The sequence below is a fragment of the Bradyrhizobium sp. JYMT SZCCT0180 genome (genome assembly GCF_018130165.1).
GTDB lineage: Bacteria > Pseudomonadota > Alphaproteobacteria > Rhizobiales > Xanthobacteraceae > Bradyrhizobium.
The window spans coordinates 20,525-46,341 of the sequence record NZ_JAFCLZ010000035.1 but is presented as its reverse complement, the minus strand read 5'-3'; the positions used below and the strand labels follow the sequence as shown (position 1 = coordinate 46,341).

18 protein-coding genes are annotated in these 25,817 nt (G+C 62.0%); 9 read left to right on the top strand and 9 right to left on the bottom strand.

The features are described 5' to 3' along the window. Positions 1-92: 92 nt before the first annotated feature. Both JQ641_RS35185 and JQ641_RS35180 read right to left on the bottom strand, forming a co-directional pair. Positions 93-1,364: a cytochrome P450 gene (locus JQ641_RS35185; protein WP_212001342.1), complete on the bottom strand. Its 1,272-nt coding sequence runs from the start codon at positions 1,362-1,364 to the stop codon at positions 93-95. A 107-nt stretch (positions 1,365-1,471) separates the two neighbouring features. Further along, complete coding sequence (locus tag JQ641_RS35180) at positions 1,472-2,758, bottom strand: cytochrome P450 (protein ID WP_212001340.1); 1,287 nt, start codon at positions 2,756-2,758, stop codon at positions 1,472-1,474. Positions 2,759-2,991: 233 nt separating this feature from the next. Between JQ641_RS35180 and JQ641_RS35175 the strand changes: the two genes are divergently transcribed. Continuing rightward, positions 2,992-4,164 (top strand): isovaleryl-CoA dehydrogenase, encoded by a 1,173-nt coding sequence (locus tag JQ641_RS35175; RefSeq protein WP_192736591.1) that lies wholly within the window; start codon positions 2,992-2,994, stop codon positions 4,162-4,164. A 125-nt stretch (positions 4,165-4,289) separates the two neighbouring features. On the opposite strand, the gene JQ641_RS38295 is transcribed toward JQ641_RS35175, so the two are convergent. Beyond that, a complete protein-coding gene (locus JQ641_RS38295) occupies positions 4,290-10,754 on the bottom strand; it encodes a beta strand repeat-containing protein (RefSeq protein ID WP_283815258.1) in 6,465 nt (2,154 codons plus the stop codon). A gap of 640 nt (positions 10,755-11,394) precedes the next feature. Between JQ641_RS38295 and JQ641_RS35160 the strand changes: the two genes are divergently transcribed. Then, a complete protein-coding gene (locus tag JQ641_RS35160) occupies positions 11,395-12,555 on the top strand; it encodes a DUF898 family protein (protein ID WP_349628677.1) in 1,161 nt (386 codons plus the stop codon). A 3-nt stretch (positions 12,556-12,558) separates the two neighbouring features. Further along, positions 12,559-13,683: a M48 family metallopeptidase gene (locus JQ641_RS35155; RefSeq protein ID WP_212001338.1), complete on the top strand. Its 1,125-nt coding sequence runs from the start codon at positions 12,559-12,561 to the stop codon at positions 13,681-13,683. A gap of 123 nt (positions 13,684-13,806) precedes the next feature. Here the strand turns inward: JQ641_RS35155 and JQ641_RS35150 are convergent, their stop codons facing one another. After that, on the bottom strand, positions 13,807-14,805 hold the full coding sequence (locus JQ641_RS35150) for a LysR family transcriptional regulator (RefSeq protein WP_212001336.1): 999 nt from the start codon (positions 14,803-14,805) through the stop codon (positions 13,807-13,809). A 234-nt stretch (positions 14,806-15,039) separates the two neighbouring features. Between JQ641_RS35150 and JQ641_RS35145 the strand changes: the two genes are divergently transcribed. The 3 genes from JQ641_RS35145 (at position 15,040) to JQ641_RS35135 (ending at position 17,219) form a co-directional block, all read left to right on the top strand. Further along, a complete protein-coding gene (locus JQ641_RS35145; protein WP_212001334.1) occupies positions 15,040-15,966 on the top strand; it encodes a tripartite tricarboxylate transporter substrate binding protein in 927 nt (308 codons plus the stop codon). A gap of 13 nt (positions 15,967-15,979) precedes the next feature. After that, positions 15,980-16,822, top strand: coding sequence for an alpha/beta fold hydrolase (locus JQ641_RS35140; RefSeq protein WP_212001332.1), 843 nt, complete (start codon positions 15,980-15,982; stop codon positions 16,820-16,822). Positions 16,823-17,021: 199 nt separating this feature from the next. Next, positions 17,022-17,219 carry a hypothetical protein gene (locus tag JQ641_RS35135; protein ID WP_212001328.1) on the top strand — a complete coding sequence of 66 codons (198 nt, stop codon included), beginning with the start codon at positions 17,022-17,024 and terminating at the stop codon, positions 17,217-17,219. On the opposite strand, the gene JQ641_RS35130 is transcribed toward JQ641_RS35135, so the two are convergent. Continuing rightward, on the bottom strand, positions 17,197-17,349 hold the full coding sequence (locus tag JQ641_RS35130; protein ID WP_212001326.1) for a hypothetical protein: 153 nt from the start codon (positions 17,347-17,349) through the stop codon (positions 17,197-17,199). The genes JQ641_RS35135 and JQ641_RS35130 overlap by 23 nt on opposite strands. A 459-nt stretch (positions 17,350-17,808) precedes the next feature. Here JQ641_RS35130 and JQ641_RS35125 point away from each other — a divergent pair, with 459 nt between their 5' ends. Beyond that, complete coding sequence (locus JQ641_RS35125) at positions 17,809-18,564, top strand: class I SAM-dependent methyltransferase (protein WP_212001398.1); 756 nt, start codon at positions 17,809-17,811, stop codon at positions 18,562-18,564. 173 nt (positions 18,565-18,737) lie between these two features. On the opposite strand, the gene JQ641_RS35120 is transcribed toward JQ641_RS35125, so the two are convergent. The 3 genes from JQ641_RS35120 to JQ641_RS35110 form a co-directional block, all read right to left on the bottom strand. After that, on the bottom strand, positions 18,738-19,064 hold the full coding sequence (locus tag JQ641_RS35120) for a GcrA family cell cycle regulator (protein WP_212001325.1): 327 nt from the start codon (positions 19,062-19,064) through the stop codon (positions 18,738-18,740). 425 nt (positions 19,065-19,489) lie between these two features. Further along, positions 19,490-19,873, bottom strand: a complete 384-nt coding sequence (locus JQ641_RS35115; RefSeq protein WP_212001324.1) for a GYD domain-containing protein — start codon at positions 19,871-19,873, stop codon at positions 19,490-19,492. Positions 19,874-19,944: 71 nt separating this feature from the next. Then, a complete protein-coding gene (locus tag JQ641_RS35110; RefSeq protein ID WP_212001323.1) occupies positions 19,945-21,114 on the bottom strand; it encodes a saccharopine dehydrogenase family protein in 1,170 nt (389 codons plus the stop codon). 478 nt (positions 21,115-21,592) lie between these two features. Here JQ641_RS35110 and JQ641_RS35105 point away from each other — a divergent pair, with 478 nt between their 5' ends. Beyond that, positions 21,593-22,831, top strand: coding sequence for an acyltransferase family protein (locus JQ641_RS35105; protein WP_249151112.1), 1,239 nt, complete (start codon positions 21,593-21,595; stop codon positions 22,829-22,831). A 192-nt stretch (positions 22,832-23,023) separates the two neighbouring features. Further along, the gene (locus tag JQ641_RS35100; protein WP_212001322.1) at positions 23,024-23,977 is read left to right on the top strand and encodes an alpha/beta hydrolase; all 954 of its coding nucleotides are present in this window, start codon (positions 23,024-23,026) and stop codon (positions 23,975-23,977) included. Positions 23,978-24,019: 42 nt separating this feature from the next. On the opposite strand, the gene JQ641_RS35095 is transcribed toward JQ641_RS35100, so the two are convergent. After that, positions 24,020-25,801, bottom strand: coding sequence for an adenylate/guanylate cyclase domain-containing protein (locus JQ641_RS35095; RefSeq protein ID WP_249151111.1), 1,782 nt, complete (start codon positions 25,799-25,801; stop codon positions 24,020-24,022). Positions 25,802-25,817 lie beyond the last annotated feature (16 nt).

Below are 25,817 nucleotides of genomic sequence, written 5' to 3'. Positions count from 1 at the left end.
CGGCCTTCTCATCTGGTTCAAGCTGCCATGCCGCGATGTTATAGGGGCCGGTAAAGCCTTGGCGTTGATAGCTTCAGACGGATTGAGCTCGCTCAAGAAATCCGCACCGGCAGGGATTCGATGCCGCGCACGAAACTGGAATAGACCCGCTTCGGCTCGCCGACCACCTCGATGCGATCGAACCGCTTCAGCATTTCCTGCCACACGATCTTGAGCTGCAACTCGGCCAGCCGCATGCCGACGCAGCGGTGGATGCCGAAGCCGAACGACAGGTGGGTGCGCGGCCGGGCGCGGTCGATGATGAACTCGTCGGGCTTTTCGATACCTTCCTCGTCGCGGTTGCCGGAGACGTACCACATCACGACGCGATCGCCCTTTGCGATCTTCTTGCCGCCGATTTCGGTATCGACCAGCGCGGTGCGGCGCATATGCGCCAAGGGAGTCTGCCAGCGGATCACTTCCGGCACCATGCTGTCGATCAATGCCGGATTGTCGCGCAGCTTCTGGTATTGCTCGGGATGCTCGTTCAGCGCCAGCACCGAGCCGCTCATGGTGTTGCGGGTGGTGTCGTTGCCGCCGACGATCAGGAGGATGATGTTGCCCATCAGATTGTCGGGGTCCATGTGCCGCGTCGCTTCGCTATGGGCCATCATGGAGAGCAGGTCGTTGCGCGGCTCGCTGTTGACGCGCTCATTCCAGAGCTTTGAGAAATAGGCGTAGCATTCGTCCATTTCCTGGCGTCGCTGTTCGGGCGATTCCACGACGCCGCTCTTGGGCAGCGCGGTCGAGACGTCGGACCAGCGCGTCAGCTTGCGCCGTTCTTCCCAGGGGAAGTCGAACAGGGTTGCCAGCATCTGCGTCGTCAGTTCGATCGAGACGCGGTCGACGAAGTTGAAGGTCTCGTTGCGCGGCAGATTGTCGAGCACCTTGCAGGCGCGCTCGCGGATCAGTTTTGCCAGCTCGTCCAGATGCGTCGGCGTGAACATCGGCGACACCGTCTTGCGCTGCGCCGAGTGCCGCGGCTGGTCCATCGCGATGAAACTCGGATAATCATAGCCGGGCGGCACGTCACGGATCGAGATGCCGCCGAGCGTCGAGTCGGATGAGAAGGTGCCGTGGTTGGTGTCGACATGCATGATGTCGTTGTATTTGGTCACCGACCAATAGGGCTCGATCGGCGCGTTGGTGCAGTAATGTACCGGCGCTTCCTTGCGCAGCCGTTCGAACCACGGCCACAACGTGTCGTTCTGGAACAGCTTTGGCGCACCGGGGTGAAATTCGCTGAGCGGCGTCGAATAGGCCTCCTCGCGCGCGGCGCGCAGGAGCTCTTGTCGGTCGCCTCGGATCGCGGTCTGGACGTTCATCGTCTGTCATCCCTGGGTGCAAGCAAACGCAATAGGAAATGTATTAGACTATAACTTGCAGACGCTCGATGCGCAAAGCCCGTGCCGATTTGGGCGGAACTGGCTCCCTAGTTCGAGATGCGGGCGGGCAGGGTCTCGTAACCCTTGACAAAGCTTGAATAAACCCGCTTCGGCTCATCCATCACCTCGATCTTGTCGAAGCGCTTGAGGATCTCTTCCCAGATAATCTTCAATTGAAGTTCCGCCAGCCGCAAACCAACGCAGCGGTGGATGCCGAAGCCGAACGAGATGTGGGTGCGCGGCCGGGCGCGGTCGATGATGAACTCGTAGGGCCGATCGATGATTTCTTCGTCGCGGTTGCCCGAGACGTACCACATCACGACCTTGTCGCCCTTCTTGATCTGCTTGCCGCGGAACTCGATGTCCTCGAGCGCGGTGCGCCGCATATGCGCCAGCGGCGTCTGCCAGCGGATCACCTCGGGCACGAAACTGTCGATCAGCGCGGGATTGTCGCGCAGCTTCTTGTACTGATCCGGATTTTTGCTCAGCGCATAGATGCTGCCCGACAGCGTGTTGCGGGTGGTGTCGTTGCCGCCGACGATCAAGAGGATCAGGTTGCCGAGGAAGTTCTTCGGGTCCATGTCGCGGGTGGCTTCGCTGTGCGCCATCATCGACAGCAGATCGCTCTTCGGCGGCTGATTGATCCGGTCTTTCCACAGCGTGGCGAAATAGGTCGCGCATTCCAGAAGCTCGGCCTGCCGCGCTTCTTCGGTCGGGACGAGGCCGCCGGGCCCGGGGATCGTCGTCGCAATGTCGGACCAGCGCGTCAGCTTGCGGCGGTCCTCCCAGGGGAAGTCGAACAGCACGGCGAGCATCTGCGTGGTCAGCTCGATCGAGACCCGGTCGACCCAGTCGAACACTTCGCCGCGCGGCAGGTTGTCGAGGCATTCGGCCGAACGCTTGCGGATGTTGATCGCAAGCTGGTCGAGATGGGTCGGCGTGAACATCGGTGCCACGGTCTTGCGCTGCGCCGAGTGGCGCGGCTGGTCCATGGCGATGAAGCTTTCGCGGCGCAGATCGGTTGCGACGTCGCGGATGGTGATGCCGCCGAGATAGGCCGCCGACGAGAACACCGCGTGGTTGGTCTCGATATCCATGATGTCGTTGTATTTGGTGATCGACCAATACGGCCCGAACATGCTGTCCTTGCAGTAATGCACCGGCGCTTCCCGGCGCAGCCGGTCGAAATACGGCCAGAAGGTATCGGTCTTGAACAGTTCGGGATCGCCGGGGTCGAACTCGGCCAGCGGCAGCGAATAAGCGCGCTCGCGTGCGGCCTTTTGCCGGGAGTCCAGTTCATTGGAATCCTGGGTGAGTTCGATGGTTCCCTGCATGGAGCGGCTCCCTGATTGTTTTCCGCGCGCCGGGATTCGCCCGGTGGCGGTATTTTGGGGTGATTACAGCCGTTCGTACGTGCCGGGGCAAGGGACAGTTTTGTTGCTTCGGCCGCATTGAACTTTACACCCGGCCGGGGCCGATACGGAGCCGTATCATTCCTCGTGACAAGCGCGCCTGCAGGGGTTAAGGCTTATCCCAACAACGATATTTCGCCGGAGGTCGCCTGACCATGATTCCCAATGCGTACCGGATGTTCAATTTCGATCTCGGTGAAACCGCGGATGCCATTCGCGAGACCGTGTTTGCCTTTTCGAGCAAGGAGATCGCGCCGCGCGCGGCCGAAATCGACAAGAGCAACCAGTTTCCAAGGGATCTCTGGCCCAAGATCGGCGCGCTCGGCCTGCACGGCATTACCGTCGAGGAGGAATATGGCGGTACCGGGCTCGGCTATCTCGAGCACTGTATTGCGGTCGAGGAAATGTCGCGTGCGTCAGCCGCGGTCGGTCTTTCTTACGGCGCGCATTCCAACCTCTGCGTCAACCAGATCCGCCGCAACGGCAACGACGCGCAGAAGCGCAAATATCTGCCGAAGCTGATCTCGGGCGAACATGTCGGATCATTGGCGATGTCGGAGCCGGATTCCGGCTCCGACGTGGTGTCGATGAAGACGCGCGCGGACAAGAAGGGCGACCGCTTCGTGCTGACCGGCAGCAAGATGTGGATCACCAACGGCCCGGTCGCCGACACGCTGGTGGTCTATGCCCGAACCGACGCCAATGCCGGCCCGCGCGGCATCACTGCGTTCATCATCGAGAAGGGCATGAAGGGATTTTCCACCGCGCAAAAGCTCGACAAGCTCGGCATGCGCGGCTCCGACACCTGCGAACTGGTGTTCGACAATTGCGAAGTGCCGGAAGAGAACGTGCTCAGCGAAGTCGGCCGCGGCGTCAACGTCCTGATGTCGGGCCTCGATTATGAACGCGCGGTGCTGGCCGCGGGCCCCATCGGTATCATGCAGGCCTGCATGGACGTGGTGCTGCCTTACGTGCATGAGCGCAAGCAGTTCGGCCAGCCGATCGGCACCTTCCAGCTGGTGCAGGGCAAGATCGCCGACATGTACACCACGATGAACGCCTCGCGCGCCTATGTATACGCGGTGGCGAAAGCCTGCGACCGCGGCGAGACCACGCGCGAGGACGCCGCCGGCGCCATCCTCTATGCCGCCGAGAAGGCGACGCAATGCGCGCTCGACGCCATCCAGCTGCTCGGCGGCAATGGCTACATCAACGACTATCCGACCGGCAGGCTGTTGCGCGACGCCAAGCTCTACGAGATCGGCGCTGGAACCAGCGAAATCCGGCGCATGCTGATCGGGCGGGAGCTGTTCGACAAGTCGGCGTGATCAGGCTGCCGCTACAGCGCTTTCGAGCGAAGTGGATACCGGTTCACGCGCGTCAAACCAAAAGGCCAGAGCCCTGTTCTGATTCAATCTCCAGGCAGCCGGTAGCATTCCCTGGGAGAACGGGCTCAGATCAGGTGATAGTCGCCGACAGACTGAGGCGGGGCCCACGGCTGGAGCACCAACACGTTGACGGCCGTTCCGCCGACGTGGCTGACATCAGCGGCGGCGCCGGCATAGTTCGTGATGGCTGCGCCATGCGAATCCAGGCCGAGGATCGCCAGCGAAGGCGTCCCGAAATCGTTGGGGCCGACCAGATAATCGAACGCCAGTTTGGTTGCGTCATGCAGGGCTGCGGTGGCCGCCGGGTTGTAGACGGCCGTGCCGCCATTGCTTAGAGCGAGCGTCGGCGTGCCGCTGCTCACCTTTACCGCCTCGTCGAAATTAAACACAAAGCCGATCAGGGATCCCAAAGCCGCATATCCCGTCGGCGCGCTGACGTGAGACAGCACCGGAGCAGTGGTGTCGAGCGTGAAGCTGAGGCTGGCCGTGGAGGAATTGCCGGCCACGTCGGTTTCCCGAACGGTCACGGTATGAAAGCCGTCTGATGAATGATCGGTCGCGAAGACCGGCGCCGTCGCCGAGAATGCGCCGCCATCGAGCTTGAACTGGAAAGTGTTGCCTGACGCCGGCGTAGAATAGACGATGGCTGCATCGCTCGTGATTCGATCGGTGCCAGATACTCCGGTGTCGTGCGCCAGCGCCAGGGTAGGTGTCGCCGGTGCCAGATTGTCGAAGGTGAAATTGAACGACGTCGCCGAAGAGACGTTGCCGGCGACATCGGTCTCGCGCACAAACATCGTGTTGGAGCCTTGCACCAGCGCCAGAGCGGCCGTGGTCCAAAGCGTGGTGCCATCAGCGGAATATTCGATGAGTGCGCCTGGCTCAGAGCCGGTGAAGGCCAGCGTTCCGTTGTTGGTGATCTTGTCGGTGTTGGAGATGCCGGTGTCGAACGCGAGGGCAACCGATGGCGCCGATACCAGCGTGTCGAGTGTGAAGTCGAAGGTGGTTACCTCCGACAAATTGCCAGCGACGTCGGTCTGCCGGATATCGACCGAGTTTGCGCCTTCGACGGCGGTGAACGAACTCGTCCAGTGCGCGCCATGATCGACTGAATATTCGACAGCGGCGCCGATTTCGATGCCGCCGAGCACCAGCGTTCCGATGCTGCTGATCCGGTCGCTGCTGGACGCGCCGGTATCGGTGGTGAGTGTGACGGTCGGCGCAACAGGCAGGCGCGTGTCGAGACGGAAGGTCAGGCTTGACGACGCGCTGACATTGCCGGCGATGTCTTGCTCTTCGACATAGACCGTATGGACACCGTCCGCAGAACCGTCGGTAGCAAAAATCGGTGCAGTGGCGGTGTAGGTGGTGCCGTCGGTCGAATAGAGCAGGGTGTTGCCGGCTGCCGGCGCCGAATAGGTGATCGACGGATCGTTGGTCAGCAAGTCTCCGGCCACACCGGTGTCATGGGTCAATGCGAGCGACGGCGCCGCTGTCGGGGCGCCCGTATCCAGCGTGAAGGTCAGGCTGGCGGTCGTGAAATTGCCGGCCGGGTCGGTCTCCCTGACATAGACCGTGTGGGGTCCGTCCGCCGAGCCGTTGGTGGCGAAAGTGGGCGCCGTGACCGTGAAGTGGGTTCCGTCGGTCGAATAGGACAGCGTGTTGCCGGGGGCCGGAGCCGAATAGGTGATCGACGGATCGCTGGTGATGTTATCGCCGGCAATATTGGTGTCATGGGTCAGCGCAAGCGTTGGCGCCGGCGCTGGCGGCGTGGTGTCGATTTGCAGCGTGCCGGCGGGGTTGGCGACCGCGGCGGTCAGGTCGGCATCGTTGGATGCGACGTCGCGCACGATAGCGCCGTTGAGATGGACCCCGGTGATGGCGAGGTCGGCGGCGTTGTCGCCGGCCGCGACGACGTATTGGAACACCAGCGCCGAGGTGCCGGATCCCGAAACATAAATGGCCGTGCCGCCGGAATTCAGCGTCAGCGTCGGTGTGCCACCGGTGGTATCGACCGTGACGTTCTCGCTGATGTTCACCGTGATTGTGACGGTGTGACCTGCGTTCAGGTCGCCGCTACCCGCCGTAATTCCGCTGCCTGACGTCACCATCGACGACACCGTCGCTGCTGTCGTGTCGATGTTCAGATGCAGATCGGCGGTCGCGCCGGTCAGCGTGGCGGCATTGCCGCTGGTGTTGGCAATGCTGCCGCCGTTGAGGTCGATCCCGAGCACCTTGAGATCAGGCGTATTGTCGCCGGCTGCGACCGTATAGCTGAAGGTCAGGGTGTTGGTGCCGGTGCCGCCGGAATAGCTGGCGACCTGGCCGTCATTGAGCGTCAGTACCGGTATGCCCGTGACGTCGACGGCGTCGGTGAAGTGCACTGTCAGGGTGACGACCTGGCCGGCGTTGAGGTTGACCAGATTGCCCGCCGTCGTGGCGGTGATCGAATCCACCGTCGGCGCGATCAGGATGCTGGTCGAGGCCGAACCGGTCAGGTTGCCGCCGGCGCTGCCATTGTTAATCGACAGCGTCAGCTGCGTCGACGCCACCGGATGCGCGGCGTTGTCGCTGTAGGCAATGGTGCCGGTGCTGGTGCCGGTGAGCAGGGCGTTGAGCTGGGCGACTGTGCCGGAGAATGTCACGGTGCCGGTATTGTTGCCGGTGATCGAGGTAATGCCGCTGTTGCCGGCAGAGATGACGATGTTGCCTTCACCGACCGACAGCGTGACGGTCTCGATTCCGGTGTTACCATCAGGGTCGTTGACTGAAAGCCCGCTGCCCTGCAGCATCAGCGGGCCTTGCGTACTGGCATGGTAATTCGGGGCGCTGATGGTCGCGACCGGCTGGCGGTTCAGCGTGAACTGCAGACTGCCGCTGGCGCTGCCGCCGGCGCTATCCGTCCCGACATAGTTGAAAACTTCGAGCAAATGGTTACCGGTCGCGGCGGCATTGATCGCCGAGATCACGTCGGCCGCATAGCTGTAGCTGCCGTCGGCATTGAGCGTGAGATGGCCGTAGGAGCCGACAAGCACCGCGCCGACCGTGCCGGCGCCGCTGACGAGGCTGCTCACCGCGCTGACGCTCAGCGAAAGGCCGTTCGGATCAGTGTCGTTATGCAATACACCGCTTGCTGCTGTCGCGGACACGGTCGCGTTGGCGGCAGCGACGGCGGTGTCGGCCACGGCCGTCGGTGCACGCACGACATTGATGGTCAGCGTGGTGCTGGCGGCCGCGCCGCCGGTGTCGATCTCGGAATAGGTGAAGACGTCCTGCAGCAGGGAGCCGGTGGCCGCGCCATTGATCGCGGCGCTGTTGTCGGCGACATAGCTGTAGCTGCCGTCGGCATTGAGCGTCAGCTGGCCATAGAGACCGGCGAGGGCCGAGCCGACCGTCCCCGTGCCGTGCGAGACATCGCTGACGCCGTTGACGCTGAGGGCGCGGTGATTGGGATTGTTCTCGTTGGCGAGAACGCCGGTCGCCGCCGTCGTGGTGACGGTCGCGCCCGCTACAACCGAATTGGTATCGGCATGCGCGGTGATCGGCGTCGAATTGTTGATCGATTGCGTGACCGGCGCTGAGGCGTTGCCGTTGACGTCGGTCAACGTCCAGGTGACCTGGTAACCTCCGCGGTCGATCTGTATCTGATCGAGGATTTGCTGATATTCCGCGGCAGTACCGTTGCCCGTGATGATGACGCTGGTGCTGTAGGCGCCGTAGTAGAGGTATGTGCCGCTATAGGGCCAGATATCGTAGAAATTATACTGCCAGGCGACCGTGAAGGTGTCGCTGCCGATGGTGACCGAGAGCGGGGCCTGTTGACCGATATTGTCGCCGGTCATGTGGCTGTTGAGCCATTGCGGGGTAATGTCCGGAATCGGCACCCCGTTGAGCAGGAAATGGGCGCCAACGTAGCCGTTGACCTGCTGCCCAATGTTCATACTGGTTTGGTTGGATTCGATCGTGGCGCTGCTGAATCTGACCAGATCGGGATTACTGATCGTCGCATGCGAATCCAGCGTGGTCGGCGACCCGTAGAACGGGACCTGCGTCTGCGTCAGGTTGATGGTCGACAACCGCGACACGTTGATGGTGAGACTGGCGCTGGCGCTGTTGCCGCCGAGCCCGTCCTTCGCGGTATAGGTGAATACGTCCTGAAGCGCGGCGCCTGCCGGCTGCGCAGCGAGCGCTGCGGCATTGTCGGCAACATAGCTGTAGCTGCCGTTGGCATTGAGGGTAAGGTGGCCGTAGGTGCCGGCGATCGACTGTCCGACGCCCGCGGCGCTGCCGTTGACGGAGCCGACCGTCACCGCGTCGCCGTCGGGATCGGTGTCGTTCAACAGCACGCCGTGTGCGGCGTCGACGGAATACAATGCTGATTGCGTCGTACCGCTGTCGTTGCCGGCGACCGGATTGCGATCGACTGCTACCGTCAGCGTTCCCGAGTCGATATTTCCGTGGCCGTCGCTCGCGGTGTAGGTGAAGACGTCGGTCAAACGACCGGCAGGCGCGGCGTTGATCGCGGCCGTGTTGTTTGCCGCGTAGCTGTAGGTACCGTCAGCGTTCAGCGTCAGCGCGCCGTAGAGCCCGGCAAGCGCCTGGCCGACGGTGCCCGCGCCCTGAGAGGCGTTGCTGATCCCGCTGACTGTCAGCGCGTAGGAATAGGCGAGCTCGACATCGTTGGCGAGGACGCCGGCATTCGCGTTGGCTTGCGAGGCCGTTGCGCCTATGACGACGGCGGCGGTATCGGCTGAGGCGCTCGGACCGGCGCGCACGATATTGGTGCCGCCATTGCCGTCGCTCTGCAACAGGAAGGTGTTGAAGCTCTTCGCCGGGTCGAATTGCAGGACGTAGGTGATGCCGTTTTCAACGAAGCTGACCGCGTGACCGCTGCCGACGGTGAAGGTCCAGTTGCTGTCGAACGCCACGCCCGCGAGGTTGATGGTGTCGCCGGAGGCGAAGCCGTCGATCTCGTTGTTGAACGTGTAGGTCGATCCGGACAGGGTCCCGAAGGCAGCGAGGTCAATTCGCAAGACGTCGGCGAACCCCGCGGAGAAGGTGATCGCGCCGGTTCCTGCGGCCTGGAATTTCGCGAGCTCCAGCGTGGTGCCCTGGATGGTGGTGCCGCCCGTATAGGTGTTGTTGTTGTTGAGGATCAGCGTGCCGCTGCCGACGACCATCAGCTTTCCGGCGCCGGCGCCATCGGCGATCTTGTCGCTGATCGTCGTCGTCGTGATCGTGTTGCTGTGGAAACCGACGGGGACGTCGTAGGTCGGATTGACGTACATCGTCGAACCCTGCAGGAAGATGCCGCTGTTCCCGCCGTCACCTCCGTTGCCGGCGCCCGTCGCGCCGGTGCCGCCGGAAGACGTGGCGCCCGACTGCGAGCCGCCCTTGACGATCAGGACGCCGCCGGCCTGGACAAAAACGTCGCCGCCCGCACCGAGACCGCCGCCACCGCCGCCGTTCTGGCTCGTATTGACATTATACGCTGCGCCGTTGCCGGCACCCCAGCCGCCGCTGCTGTTGCCGGCGCCGCCGCCACCGAAGCCGCCATTGCCGTAGCCGTAGGTGCCACCGCCGCCACCACCGCCGAAGCCGCCCTGGCCGCCCAGGTTCGAACTGCCGCCGCCGCCGCCGCCGAAGCCGCCCAGTCCGCCGAAGTTCGAGCCGCTTGAGGTGCCGCGATAGCCGCCGATGCCGCCACCGCCGCCGGCGAAGCCGCCACCGGCACCGCCACCGCCGTGATCGCCAGCGCCGTAAGTGCCGAAGCCGCTTAGGCCCGTGCCCCCACCGGGCAGCGTCAAGGCGATGCCGTCGGTAATGCCGGAATTGTTGGTGCCGGAGCCGCCTTGCGCGCTGCCGTCAAAGCCGGGTGTGACCGGGCCGCCGATGCCGCCGCCACCGCCGGAGCCGTTGGCGGTGCCGTCACCGCCGTCGCCGCCCATGCCGCCGCCGCCGCCACCGCCATTGGTGTTGCCGATGGCTGCGCCGCCATTGCCGCCCTTGGCGCTGTTGTTGTTGAAGTTGACGTTCTCGATCGTGACGTTGGCGCCTTGCGAGACCGAGAATTGCCCGCCGCTGCTGTTGTAGCCGGTATTGCCGGTGCCGGTGACGAACAGCGCGCCGCCAAGGCCCGCGCCACCGCCGCCGCCACTGCCGCCATCACCGCCGTCGCCGCCCTTGGCGACCATGTTGTTCAGATTCAGATTCTCGATCGTGACCGTTCCCGAGATCACGAAGAAGCCGCGATACAGGCCACCGCCATCGAGCGTTGAGTTGACGCCGTTTCCCCAACGCGCGGGGATGTCGGAAAAGCCGTTGATGGTCAGCGTCGAGCCGGCCGGCAATGCGATGGCCGGCAGATCCTGCGAAAGCGAGTAGGTGCTTGAATAGGGATTGTCCGGAAAGTTGATGACGTAGTTCGTGCCCGCCGGGCCGTTGTTCGCCTGATTGATGTAATCGGCGAGTTGAAGGGGGACTACCGACGCACTGAGGGCGGGCGAAATTGAAAGAACAACTGTGGTCATCTGAATCGCAAAAAAATCTTGAATTGAACTTGCATTGCGCTGACGAATTCATGCGCTAACGGTGACGTGCTTGTTTATCCGCACGCGCACGCGCGCGACAATCATTGAAAAGCAAGTCGTTCGTCAACGAGCATTTTTGGTTATTCTCAACGCGCGCTCGATTCATTCTCAATGCATGCACGATTCACCAAATCGCTGTACGGCAACGTTACGATTAACGATTAATGGCCGCATCAACGGATGTTCGACTGCGGCGTGATGCTGAATCGAGTTGCGTTGCATCTTCCGTAACTTTGCCGATGGTCGGCCGATCGAACGCGTGGTCGTCGCTATTTGCGATGGATGACGAAGTTCAATTCACGGTGGAGAGATCACCAGGCGATGTCGCTTTGATCTTCGCGATCTCGCCGACATCAGCGGTTAGGGACTGCGCCAAATTGTTGTCGACCGTCGGGTGCTGGAGCGGTCTGGGTGGAGCACCGGTACCCGCGCATTGCCAGATCGCTGTCGGCACCGGTGGAACTCGCGCATAGTGACCGGGCGAAGGCCGCTCGAGATGCCGGGTTAAGTGAACCGGATCACACTCCAGTCGACAAATTGGTGTAAACCCGATTTGTTGCAAGCTGCCCTGGAGTGACCCGTGAACGAGATGAGTTGGACCCCGCTCGGGCCGCCATCGCTGCCGCCGCTGCCGAAACCGCCCCCGATGCCGGTGGGGTTTTCCGGCAAACGTGATGAATTCTTTCAACTGGTGAAGCGCGGCGCCGGGCTGGAATTGGTGACGCTGGGCTTCTACCGCTTCTGGCTCACCACCGACATCCGCCGCCATCTCTGGAGCAATACCCAGATCGACGGCGATGGGGCCGAATATACCGGCCGGGGCCGGGAATTGCTGATCGGGTTCCTGGTTGCGCTGGCGATCCTGGTGCCGATTTATCTGGCCTACTTTCTCGCCGGCCTCGAAGCCGAGCACTACAAGGCGTTCGCCAGCATTCCGCTGGTCGCATTTTTCTATCTGTTCGGACAGTTCGCGATCTTTCGCGCCCGCCGCTATCGCCTGACGCGCACGGTGTGGCGCGGCGTGCGGTTCTGGATGAGTGGCTCGGGCTGGATCTATGCCTTGCAGGCGTCGCTGTGGGGCCTGCTGTCGATGGCGACCCTTGGCCTGGCGCTGCCATGGCGCACGGCGGCGCTCGAGCGCTACAAGATGCGCCATTCATACTATGGCGATCTGCAGGGGAAGTTCGAGGGAAGCGGCTGGGAATTCTTCAAGCGCGGCTGGTGGCTGTGGTTGCTCGCACCGATGGCGTTCCTGATGCCGCTGTTCGCACCCTTCATCTACGGCGCGTTCAAGGCGGTCGAATGGCGCTGGTGGCTGTCCGGCATCAGGATCGGCGGCGTGCGGCTGGAATCGGAATTGCCGCGCAGCCGGCTGATCGGCCTGTACTGGAAGGTCATCGGCTGGATGGCCGTGCTCGGTCTGGTTTTCTCGGTCTACCTCGCCGCTGCCACGGCGCTGGTCGCCAGCATAAGTGGTGAGGGAATTGGCGAGTTCTTCAAGTCGCAGGAATCTTCTCAGAGCATCCTGTTGCTGGTGCTCGCGGGCATCGGCTACCTGGTGTTCGCATTGGCGCTCAACGTCGTGATCCGCGTCTATCTGATGCGCGATCTCTGGGTGCGGGTGTTGGAATCGATCAACATCCACGGCATCGAGGCGGCCGCCAATGTTTCGGCAAGGGGTGAACTGGCCAATGCGCTTGGTGAAGGTTTTGCCGATGGCCTCGACGTCGCGGGCTTCTAGCTGATGACCGGTACCATCACGGATAGCGACACTCCGGATACGCCGAAATCGCCATCGGGCGGTTCGGCGATCTATTTCGACGGCAAGTCGAACCAGCGGCGCGCGGTCACGCTGCATTTTGCTGACCGGCTGGAAATCCGCGACGGTGAAACGACCCTTGCGGCATGGGCCTATGCCGATATCCGCCGCGCCGACGGTCCCTCCGGCATGCTGCGCCTCAGTGCTCTGACGGCACCGGCGCTGGCGCGCCTGGAGATTCGCGATGCCGCGGTCGCGGCCGACCTGGTCTCGCGTTGCGCAACTCTGGACGAGAACACGCCGGGCCGCCGCGGTGTCGCCGCGATCGTCGGCTGGTCGCTCGCCGCGACGGTTTCGATCATCGCGGTGGTGTTGTTCGGTGTCCCGCTCGCCGCCGATCGCTTGGCGCCGCTGGTGCCGGAAGCCTTTGAACGGCGGCTCGGCGAAGCGGCCGAAAGTCAGGTCAAGACGATCTTCGACGCCAAGGTCTGCGACAATGCGGCCGGACAAAAAGCCTTCGTCAAGCTGATGACCGCGATACGTGAATCCGCCGGGATGGATACGGCCGTTCAGTCCAGCGTGCTGTCGTCGTCGGTGCCCAATGCCTTCGCGCTGCCGGGCGGCAGGGTTTACATGTTCAACGGATTGCTGGCGAAGGCCGAGAATGCCGACGAGATCGCGGGCGTGCTGGCGCACGAACTCGGCCACCACAAGCATCGCGACAACATGCGCGGATTGATCCGCGACGGCGGCACGGCGTTTCTTGTCGGGTTGCTGTTCGGCGACATCACGGGCTCCAGCGCCCTGATCTTTGCGTCAAAGACGCTGGTTACCTCGTCCCATTCGCGCGAGGCCGAGCAGGATGCCGACGGTTTCTCGATCGACGTCATGCATCGGCTGGGCCGGCCGACCAAGCCGATGGGCGAACTGCTCGTCCGCGTCACCGGCAAGGGAGGCAAGGGCCTCTCCATCATCTCCAGCCATCCGATGAGCGAGGACCGGCTGGCGCGGATGACCCGGGAAGACCGGCCGGCCACCAAGCCGCCGCTGCTGACGCCGGAGGAATGGCAAGCGCTGAGATCGATCTGCGATTCCGATGGCAAGATCTGACGGCTAGAGCGTTTTCCAGCGAAGTGGACGCCGGTTCGCGTCAAGAAAACGCGTCAAATCAAGAATCTAGAGCCCCGTTCCGATTCCATCGGAACGGAAAAGGGTCTGGTTCGGCGGGTCTGGTTATCTTCGTGCGCTCTTCCGTGACCTTGGCGCGGCCACTGGCGCGGGCAGGGCGTTGGTCGGCTTCAAATCCCAGACCGCCTGCATGGCCGAGAACGCGTGCGAAATCACCGGCTCGTGCCGCCGCGACGTCAGGCAGGCAAAGCTGAGATCGCAGGTCACCGTTACTGTGTCGGCGATCACGAAGTTCCGCTTGCGGGTGATGCGATCGAGGGTGCAGTCGCGCGCGAGGCTGAGGCAGATGCCGGATTCGACGAAGTCGATCATGGCCTCTTCCTGGTCGGCATAGGCCACGCGCTTCGGCAGCGAGCCCATGGGGCGGAAGATGTTGTCGAGCAGGCGCCGATGCGCCGAGTGCGGCGGCGTCGCGAGCCACGGCAGGCCGATCAGGTCGGGCCAGTCCTTGCCGAGCACCCGGTCGCTCCATTCCGCTGGGGCAATCACCCGGTACGGGTAGCTCATCAGCGGCGCGAGCTGGTACTTTCCGTCTTCGATGTGGCGCTCGGAGAAGCTCGGGAACGACAGGGATTCGGCAGGCGTTGCATCGACATAATATCCGACGTCGAGGTCGGCCCTGCCGATCTGCGCCAGCACGTCGTCGCTCATGCCGTAGCGCAGGAAGACTTCGGTCTGTTTCAAGGAAGTGGCGAGGCTCCGCACGAAAGGCCCCAGCCGGATGAACTCGGGATCCAGGATCGTACCGACCCGAAGCGATCCCCTTACCTGCTCGCGCAGGGAATCCGCCATCGTCTTGAAGTCCGACGAGGCCGATATCGCCTTGTGCGCCAGCGGCAGCAGGGCGGCGCCGGCTTCGGTCAGGGTAAAGCCGCCCGGTGTTCGGTTGAAAAGCAGCAGGCCGGTACTTTCCTCCAGCCCTTTTAGCTGCAAACTGACGGCCGGCTGGGTCAGGTTCAGCAAACTGGCCGCGCGCGACACAACGCCCTCGCGCGCCACGGTAATGAAGCAGCGCAGCGCCTGGGTACGGGGGAGGTCATTCATTTGAAAAGCTTATACACGATTTCCTTTAACTCATTAGACAAGATTTGCTGCCGCAAGTCACAAGTTTTCGTAGGCAAAACCCAGCGTTGTCGCTCGCCGGAACCCAGATCGCAGCGCTGGCGGGCAATTGGGGAGGGCGCGACGGAGAAATTCGCTGACATGATGTGGTGGCCCCGGTCGCGCCGTTTTGCCAGGCCGGCCCGAATCGGCGCGGCAGCCGTAATAGCTGCCCTCATGGCCGGCGTAGTTTCGCCGGCCTCGGCCGACAACTATCCCGAGCGGCCGGTTCAGCTGGTGGTGCCTGCCGGGCCCGGAAGCAGCACCGACACCATCATGCGGTCGCTGGCCCAGGTCGCAGCGCCGATGCTCGGCCAGCCGATCGTGATCCTGAACAAGCCCGGCGCCAGCGGCACCATCGGCGTCGGCTTTGTGACGAAGTCCGAGCCGGACGGCTACACCATCGGCGGGGTGCCGAGCGGCGCCATCACCATGGCCCCGCATGTTGCGGCGCAAAGCTTCCAGCAGGCCGACTACCGCATTGTTGCGATGATCACGCAGGCCGCCGGTGTGCTCTGCGTCCACCCGGATTTTCCGGCGAAGAACGCAGGCGAGTTCCTCGCCGAGCTAAAGCACAACCCCGACAAATACACCTATGGTTCGGACGGCGTCGGCGCCTTCGTGCAGTTTTCGACCGCACGGATTTTTCAGCCCCAGGGCATCCGCCAGCGCATCATCCCCTTTACCGGCGCCGACCAGACCGTGACGGCCTTCCTGTCCCGCACCATCGACATCTATGGCGGCGCCATCGCCTCGATCGCGCAATTTGTCGCCGAAGGAAAAGCAAAGTGCCTGCTGCTGACCACGGCGCGGCGCTTTCCGACGCTGCCCGACGTCGAAAGCCTTGATGACGTCAAGATGGCGCCATCCCAGACATTGCTGTGGCGCGCGGTCATCGCGCCGCGCGACATCCCGCAGGACCGCTTTGAAAAACTGCGCGACGTTCTGACCCGGGCGGCGCAAAGCCCCGAATTCAAGGCGATGGCGGCCAAGCGCGGCGAGGAGGTCTGGGTGATCAGCGCCGAAGACGCCGCCAAATACGCGCAAAGCGAATTCGTCCAGATGGAGCAGCTCGCCAGAGAACTCCGTCTGAAACCGAACTGACGGGAGCGCCGCCATGCCGACCATCAAGGCCGGTGACGGGACACCGTTGCACTACGCGGTTCACGACTACACCGACCGCTGGCGCAAGGCCGAGACCATCGTCCTGATCCACGGCTTCGCCCGCTCAGGCGAGTTCTGGTTCAACATGGTGCCGTATCTGGCGCGGTTCTACCGGGTGATCTGTCCGGACTTGCGCGGGCTCGGACAATCCACGCCGCTGGACGATCCGGCGCACGCGCTCTCGCTTGCCGCCTATGTCGGTGACATCGAGGCGGTGGCCGATCACGCGGGCGCAACGAATTTTCATCTGGTCGGCGAGGCGATCGGCGGCGCCATCACGCTGATTTTCGCGGCCGAGCGGCCGCAGCGCCTGCGTACGCTGACGGTGCTGGCGCCGGCGGTGTGGGCCAATGACTGGATCCGCAACGCCTATGCGGTCGGCTTTCCAAGCTGGGTCGAGGCCATCAGGGCGCTCGGCGTCGAGGGCTGGGTGCGCAAGTCGAACACGCTGGCGCGGTTTCCCGCCGGTTTCGATCCGGCCTTCATGGATTGGTACGCCCGGGAAGTCGGGAAGGCCGACGTGGACGTCGTCGCTGCGATGGTCGAGTTCGCCGGCTCCGTCGACGCCAGGCCTAACCTGCAGAAGATCGAGGCTCCCACGCTCGCACTCTATCCGACCGGCAGCAATATCTCGTCCGCCGATCAGGAAGCCGCGCTGCGCGACAACATCGCCTCCGTGCGCGTGACGCATCTGGGCACACCCTACGCGATGCTCGGGATGCTGCAGCCGCGGGCCTGCGCCGAACAGATCCTGAATTTTGCCGCAGCCCATGACGGGATTGTCTGCCGGGAATAGGCGTTTCGCCCAATCTTGAATCTGAGCGGTCGGCTGATGTCCGCTTTGGTGCCTATTCCAGACTCAGTTCGGACACCGCATCAGGTCCGAAAAGTGCCGATGTCAGACATTTGTAGATTCTCCATTCAGCCTGTCTTCAGGATGTCTTCGCCACTGGAAATTAACAAATCCGATGCCGACATGTTGAATGGAGGTTCAAATGGCAGAAGCCGTTGTTCGCATTATAGGCGCATTGATCGAGGCGGTGTTTGAGTTAATGGCCGAGCGAATTGGCAGGAGAGTGCTTTCGTTCTGGGGTTATAAGTCGAACTCGTTCATCGAATTGCTGGTTGGTCTGGCCGTAGCGAGCGCGATCGGAATTCTCGTCATCGCGCTTATCTCGGCACTCTTGCGATGAAGACGCCGTTACCAACGGAGAGGCATTTTGGAGCTTTTTGAAGGTCTTCTTCATCTTGTCGGGCTGATTCTTGGATGGCCGATCCGCGCATTTCGGCGCTGGCTTGATCGACAGCCAGATCGTTATCCATCGCAAATATCCACATTGCACAAAGTTGGCCGGTTAGCGTTGGCCACGACGATAACGCTCGCTATCTTGTTTCCATTGGGATGGCTCATTTTCAGATAGATCGCATCGACGAGGCATCCGCTACAGCGCACGCGAGCCTAGGTTTTGACTTGCGAGCGATGACGGCTTTGGGTCGACCGCGTCGGCTGTCCGGAGATCATGATTTCTCGGAGCGGACATCGTCCACGACCGGTCGGCACGTCTAGTGCCAACAACCGACATTAGCTATGGTCAGGCATCCTGTTGCAGCATGTGAACGAAGGCTAGTTGGATACAACCGGGTGACGCTGGTTGGACGTTGAGTGCTCCAGCACAAGGCGAACAGATGGAGTTGGCTGTGACGTTCAACCTCGTTGACATCACGGTGAGCCCACCTATCGAGCTCACAAAAACTGGACGACCGCGCCTAAACCGGCTGCGAATGCTCAGCGAGCCCGTGGTAGCACTGGCCCGTGCAGCGACGCTGGTGGCGTTTGCCGCAACTCGCGCATACGCCGCTGACATTGGTAATCTTGCTCCCCCCGGAGCCGCTGCAAACGAGTTTCCCTTACCTCAGCGCCCTGTTGCGCAGATTGTCAGCCCACGCCGCTCTGCCGAAGAGCATCGCGACGCGCTGAATGAAACCGGTCAAATCGCCCGTCTTCTTGAACTAAAGCCAGGCATGACGGTCGGCGACATTGGTGCAGGCAGCGGTTACCACACGGTCAGGATCGCGCACCTCGTCGGGCCCGAAGGCTCTGTCGTTGCCCAAGACGTTACGCGGGATTACCTCGTCAAGCTCGCCCGCCGAATAGAGCGCCTGAAGTTGACGAACGTCAAATTCGCGCTCGGCGAACCACACGACCCGCGCCTGCCCGCTTCCTCGCTGGATGCTGCAATCCTTGTGCACATGTATCACGAGATAGCCCAACCCTATGCCTTCCTCTACAATCTCTCGTCCGCCTTGAAGCGGGGTGCGCGGGTTGGAATTGTCGACCTTGAGCTTCCGACGTCGAAGCATGGCACGCCAATAGAGCTCTTGCGTTGCGAACTGACCGCCGTCGGCTATCGCGCGGTCGCCACATATAAGCTCGCAGGGGGCAGCGGATACCTGGCGGTGTTCTCTCCGCCGGAGGGAGCGGGTCGAAAATCTCCCCGGGATATCGTTGCTTGTGGGGATCGTGCCGGCACGCGCTGACCGCCCGATGGACGCCGGGGGATGCTGCAGCCGCGGGCCGGCGCCGAACAGATCCTGAATTTCGCAGGCGCGCATGACGGGATCGTTTGCCGCAAATAGCCGCTTCGCCAAGGAAACCGTTCGAACTGAACGAGGACCGGAGGCAGTGCCGCAACGAGGTCGCGGTGAACGGGCTAGCCCGTATTCCTGACCGCGTCAGCAAGCATCGCGTAAAGCTGGCTCTTGCTGAATTTCTCGGGTTGTCTCCCACCTGTCTTCCGCGACACCTTCTTTGCCACCGGGCGGGCACAGGCGGCCAATAACGCCGGCCTTCGTTTCGGGACCGGCCTTATCTTGGGTTTTGCTGTTGGCGACTTGTGACCACGCTTCAGGCCCAAACGAGTTAGCCTGCCGCAGACCGCGTTACGGCTACACTCGAGACGACGCGCGATCTGGCTGGCGCTCTGTCCAGCGGCCCAGAGTTTTTTGAGCAGTGCTACGTCTTTCGCATCCCAACTCATGGGAGATACTCTACGCCGGCTGCCAACGACAGGCCAGTCTAGTCGCCGTCCGGCTCGCGCACGACCGCCGGTTCGTCGGCATTGTCCTCTTCCTCTTCGTCCTCTTCGTCTTCATCAGGATCTCGGGGCGGCACCGCGTTGTCCATGGTCACGAAGGGACTCCAGTGGATCAACCTGGTGGAAAGTTCCTCTGGTGTGTGTATGTTGTTGCTCCTCGGGTGCGGGCCCCAGGGGATTATATCCCCTCTGCTCAGGTTTCCGAATGAGGGTTTGCGCCAACACACCGTCTGCGGGCGCGGACATTCCTTTCGAGTTGCATTGGCGATCGGCCCACGCTCGGCCTGACCAGGCCGCACCGCCACGCTTATAGCCGACGACATCTTGTTGGCTTCGTCGTGCAAGCGGCACCGCCCGGAATTTGGTAGTCAAGCCTCGCCGGTCCCACGCCCCGAATCGATCCCCACTCCGTAGTAATCGGCTCGGCCCGCCGATCTGAATTTCAGAGTAAGCTCACCTGCCCGCTGGAAGGCCTTCGTCGTATCGCTCGCCGTGAGCGCCACGGTAGTTGTTATGTCCGAAAGGCTTCCGCCAGCCGCGGCGGCAAGCACCGCTGAAAGCATCGTGGGCTCATCCGGTGCTTCAGCTATGATGAGCCAATCGTAGGGCCCCAAAGTCAGATACCAACTGATCAGCCGACAACCGGCGGCCGCAAACAATTCGGCGACCGCCTCGGAACGGTCCTCCGGTTTCGCAGACATCCCTTTGATGGCCGCGGCGGTGTAACGACCTTGAGAAACGTAAATCGTCATGCTGGTCTCCTCCGCTTTCGCTGGTTACGATCCACGTCGTCCGGCACGCCGCCGCAGTTCTGAGCGCTACCTCAATGCGTGCTGAAGGTGAGGCCGGCGCGCTCGCTCAGGCGCTTGCGCAATGCCGGACCCATCAGCGCGCCCGGCGTCCAGATGCCACCCTCGCCCTGCACGTCGCGCACGAGACAGAGAGCGCTCTCGGCGATCATCTTGCTAGTCGAGCCGTAGCCCGGATCGCGGTCGCCCGTGATTACCGCTTCGACCCGTCCACCATCCGGTAGCTCGCCCAGGAACAGGATGTCGTAGAGGCCCTTCTCGCGCGCTTCCCGGGTCGGGCCTGCGCCGGGTTTGAGACCGCCGGTCGCGACCAGGGAAACCATCGTGGCGAACGTCTCCGTCGTTACGCGGGCGAGTTCTCCAAATCCCGGCGCGACCATCATCTCGTCGTAAACGAAGTCCTTGCCATAGGGATGACCCAGCAGGAAATTCGTGCGGTGCACGTTCTTGGTGTTGATCGGCGCCATGGGGAACGGCACGAGCAACACGTTCATGCGCGGGTCGAATTCGGGGACGAGGCCCGACGGCTGAGACGGCCCGGTGAACCCCGGCGTCAACGCGAAGGGATCGTTCAGCAGCCGGATCAGGGCCGGGTCGCGCGCGGCGGCGGCCAACGTCGCCCGAGCGCTCGCTGCGGTGCCGCCAGACATGCCGCCTCTCACGTTGCGCAGGCGGGCTTTGACCCGGCGCGCCGGGCGTCCGAATTTCTCGCGCGCCTTCTCCTGCAACGTGAGCACGCCGAGATCGAACGGGATGGAATCGAAGCCGCAGGAAAATACGATGCGCGCCCCGGTCCGTTTCGCCTCTTCGTGATGGGCGTCGATCATGCGCCGCATCCAGGCAGGTTCGCCGCACAGATCAACGTAGGCCGTGCCCGTGGCCGCGCAGGCCGCCACAAGCTCGGGACCGTGGAGCTGATAAGGCCCGACCGTCGTGATAATCACGGCCGCACGCTCGCACATCGAACGTAGGCTGGCCGGCTCAGCGGCATCCGCCTTCACCAGAGGCAAACTGTCCGGTGCGCCGATGTCGGCACGCACCTTCTGGAGCTTGTCGGTCGAGCGTCCCGCAATCGCCCAGGACGGGGCATCGTCGCCGCGATAGGACGCCGCCAGATATTCGGCGATGAGACGGCCGGTGTAACCCGTCGCACCATAGACGATGAGGTCGAAGTCCCGCTTCACGACGTTGGTCCTCCTGGATATCCGGGAGAGCTATCTTCTGATCCGTTTGCAATCGCAGGACACGAGGACGCTCAGCACGAGCAGCAAACCGTCCCATCGCGTTTGACGGAGGATACCACAGTTCCTGCCTTGGGGGTGCGTAACGTCCGTTTGGGGGGGGCAATGTCGGAAGTTGGGCCTCGTGACGGGGATGTCCTCGTGCCCTCAGGAGCAGACTTCGATGGACGATGGCGGCAGATTTGCTTTGTGGCAGGCGCTGCACCACAGCAAACAACCCCGCTACTCAAGCACCCTGAGGGAGCGGGCTGATGTCCGCATTGGTGACTGTTCCTGCCTCAATTCTGAGGAGCGCGCGTTGATCCATGCGACGATCTGGGCATTTGAACCGCGGGGGGCGAGAGCGTGACTAACCTCACGGAGCTCGGCGCGGGAAACCAATATCTGCAACGGGATCGGTTGCTGGATTGGAAGCACTCCCGTGAAGAACCATTTTCCCCTGCTGGATCCGCTGCGCTTCGGGACTGCCCTCGGCGTTGCGATTTTTCACCAGATGTTCTGGTCCTGGGCCTTGGGTCTCGATCGGCGTCCCGGGTTTCGAGAGCCACGTTGCCGCCGATGTTCTGTACCCGTCCGCCGCGCCTTACACCTGGTTCGGCTGGGTGGGTGTCGAAGTATTCTTTGTTATTTCCGGTTTTGTCATCGCGAATTCCGCGCCACGTCTTCACCGAAAGAGTTTCTTCTCGGCCGCGCGCTCAGGCTTTATCCGGCGATCTGGGTTTGCGCCACCGCGACCCTCCTCGTTCTCGTTCTCTTCGGCAGCGGACGGGCATCCGAATACATCGTGCCCTACATCCACGCCATGCTGTTGGTTCCCAAAGGGGTCGTGGGTGAATGGCTCGACGGCGTCTATTGGACACTGGCGGCCGAAATGGCATTTTATGGGCTCGTGTTCTGCGCGATGCTCACGAAGAAAATCACCCTTCGGCATGTGGCCTTCGGCCTCACCATCTACAGCGCGGTGTTCAACGCCGTCGCGTTGCTGGTGCTGTCATGCACGACGCCCTCCGATCTGCCCTATCTCGTGATCCTGATGTTTCGGGTGCCGTGCGCGGCATTCCTGTTGACCCATGGCTGCTTTTTCGCGCTGGGCATCTGGCTTTTCATTTCCGCAAACAGAAAATTGACGGCGCTCGAGAGGGGCGCGGTCGCCGTCACCTGTCTTTCGGGTGCCGCAGAGATCTACTTTTTTGCCTCTTTCTTTTTGACAAGCATTCCCGCCATCTCGGGTCAATCGGCCCTTGTGCCGATCATGGTCTGGGCATCGGCGGTCGGTCTCATTGGTTGGTGCGCGAACAGGAAAAGGCGCTCTGGACCTACCGTCTCGCGTGAAGCGCCGGCCTACTTTAGAACGCTCGGGCTGATCACCTATCCGCTCTATCTCACCCACAACGTCATTGGCACAGTGATCATTCGTGCCCTGGTCAGCATTGGCCTGGATGCCACCTCGGCCGTTTGGGTCGAGTTGGGCATGCTTGTCCTGATGTGCTGGTTTATCTGCACGAAGATCGAGCCGGCGATCCGAGGTGCGATGATGCAAACCATTGCATATTTCGGACAGCTTCCGGAGAGACTGCCAGCTTCGAAGCGCCCGCGGTTTTCCCGGGGCCTGGGCCTTCGGCTGCCCATGCCGGCAAAGATGACCGCCGCGCCGCAATAGCCGGTGCCCTGCCGGACCAGAGCGGGATGCCTTTCCTTCGAATCGTCATCCGCCTATCCTTTCGGAAAACCGCTGCACACTTTTCCGGACCATGCTCCAGCTTCCCGAGCCTGTTGTATCTGCTTTGGTTCAAAAAGCGGACTTCGACACCCATCAAGAAGAAGTTCCGCGAGTTACGGCAGGAAGTATCGGATGAAGGTCACCAGGAACATGGTGGATAAGGATTTGCGCGGCAGATATGCCGTTGGGCGAATTCTCGCGCGCTGTTTTCACACGGGATGGTTCTCGCTGCTCGTGTTCCGCTTCAGTGGGGCCATCCTGCGGGGAAAGAACATCAGAGGACTTGTCTGCCGAGAGCGGCATATTCCAAGCAGAAATGGCGGGGCGCCGATCCGTGTGAGGGTCTATCGGCCAACCGCAGCGATTGGACCACTGCCGGTCATGCTGTATTTGCACGGCGGCGGTTACGTTCACGGGGTGCCCGAGCAATTCGGCGCAATCATCAAGGGCTTCATCGAGACAGCGCCATGCATCATCGTCGCGCCGGATTACAGAAAGGCCGTTGAATCTCCGTACCCGGCCGCATTCAACGACTGCTACGACACTCTGCTATGGATAAGGGACAATGCTGCCTCCATCGGCGGGAGAACTGACGGATTCATCGTGTCAGGCCATAGTGCGGGCGGAGGGCTTGCGGCGGCGGTCTCGCTCAAGGCCACCGATACCGGCGATGCAAAAATAGCCTTTCAGATGCCGCTATATCCAATGATTGACGATCGCCAGAACAGCGCCTCTGCCGTTGGAAACGACGCACCTGTGTGGGATGAAAAAGCGAACAGGATGGCATGGTCGCGTTATCTCGATGGCGTGAAGAACGTTACGCCTTACGCAGCCGCGGCACGCTGCACAGACTATACGAAGTTGCCGCCGACGATCACTTATGTCGGCAGCTTAGAGCCATTTCGAGATGAAACGAAAATCTACGTCGAGAACCTTCGTCGGGCCAATGTTCCGGTTGAGTTCGAGGTATTCGACGGCGCTTTTCATGGTTTTGACGTGATGGTGCCGGAAGCTCCCATTAGTAAACGAGCAGATCAGTTTCTAATGGAAAATTTCCAAAAGTTTGCTCAGCGGTATTTCCCCTAGTAAGGGCCAAAAACAACATTACCGGCGGTAGGCCGGTCAAGTTCAGGCCGGAAGTCCCGCGCGACGCAACCCTTCCCTGTACTTCTCCACCATCGCGGCCTGCTGGTAAGGCCCCAAATAGTCCGCGAGACGCGAAACGCTGAATGCGGGATCAACGGACCGCAAGCGCTCGGCCAACTCATGCGCCGTGTCGTGGAGGCCGACAAATGCAGCGCTGGCGGCCGCGATGCGCAAGGATGGATGCGCGACCGGATTGCGGTGGAGCTGTTGCTCGGCTTGAGCCAAGGCGTCCTCATGCCGGTCCAGGAAAAAACATGCGTGCGCTCTCGCTGACATCAGCGTCGACGTATAGGAACCGGGATCAAGGCGGGCAGCACGATCAAGGTGCGCCAGTGCGAGTTGGGGATGTCCCAGCCAAAGGTTGATCCAGCCGCTGCTGGTCCACGCACTGGCTAAATTCGGGTTCAGCTCCAAGGCTCGATCGATCAACGGCTTTGCCGATGAGAGATCACGGAGCACATATGCCGAAGCCCATCCGGCCTGGCCCAAGGCTACGCCATCGTCATTTCCCTTTTGCATGACGACGTGCAGAAGGCGCTTCACTTCAATTTTCTCGTGCGTAGCATATGCGACCCCAAATCCAACTCGATTGGCATGGCAGAACATTGCCATGCCGTAAGCGGATGCGTAGTCAGGGTCGAGAACCGTCGCCTCGGTAAACAGCTCCAGTGCCTGTTCGTTGCTCTCGACCGTCACGGGAAAAATGCATGCCAGCCCCCTCAGGTAGCAATCATAGGCATCGGTGCTGCCAGCGGGCTTTCGCTTCGCGCGCGCCATCTCAGCTCGTTCCACGCGCGGCGCAATGGCTACCACCACCTTCTCCGTCACCTCATCCTGAAGCTCAAAGATGTCCTGCAGTGCGCCTTCGAATCGGTCGGCCCATACATGGGCGCCGCTGACTGCGTCGATTAACTGAGCCGTAATCCGCAATCTGCTCCCGGCTTTTCGTACGCTCCCTTCGAGGACATATCGAACGCCAAGATCGCGCCCCACCTGCCGTATATCCGGAGATTTTCCCTTGTAAGCAAAACTGGAATTGCGCGCGATCACGAACAGAGACGTAAAACGCGACAGCGCGGTGATAACGTCCTCGACCATGCCGTCCGCAAAGTACTCCTGCTCAGGATCGCCACTCATGTTCTGGAACGGCAATATCGCGATGGAAGGCTTATCCGGGAGCGCCAGCTTCTGGCTCGGCGCGGAAGAAGTTCGACTTAGCGCCGGTCCCGAAGCGTTGCCAATCAACGTTCGCCATGCCCGCATCGGCTGGGCAATATTCTTCAGGATCTGCTCACCGCAATCCTCGAAGGTGATATCGACCTTGCCTCGAACCTGCCGATAGGCGTCGTCTGACATGCAAACGCCGCCCGGCTCGGCAATACCCTCCAATCGCGCCGCGATGTTGACGCCGTCGCCAAAGATATCGCCTTCATCGATGATGATGTCGCCGACATGGACCCCAATCCGGAATTCGATCCTGGCATCCTGCGGGACATCGGCGTTCTGCGCGGCCATGGCGCGCTGGACTTCGATCGAGAAAAGGGCGGCATCGACGGCGCTGGCGAACTCCACGAGGACGCCGTCACCGCTGGTCTTGACGATGCGTCCACGATGGGAGGCGATCGTGGGATCGACGAGCGATTTCCGGGTGGCCTTCAGGCGGGCTAGCGTGCCTTCCTCGTCGATGCCCATCAAACGGCTATACCCGGCGATATCCATCGCGAGCACCGCCGCCAGCCGTCGCTCTACCCGGTCGCTCGCCAAAAGAGCCCCCAAGTGC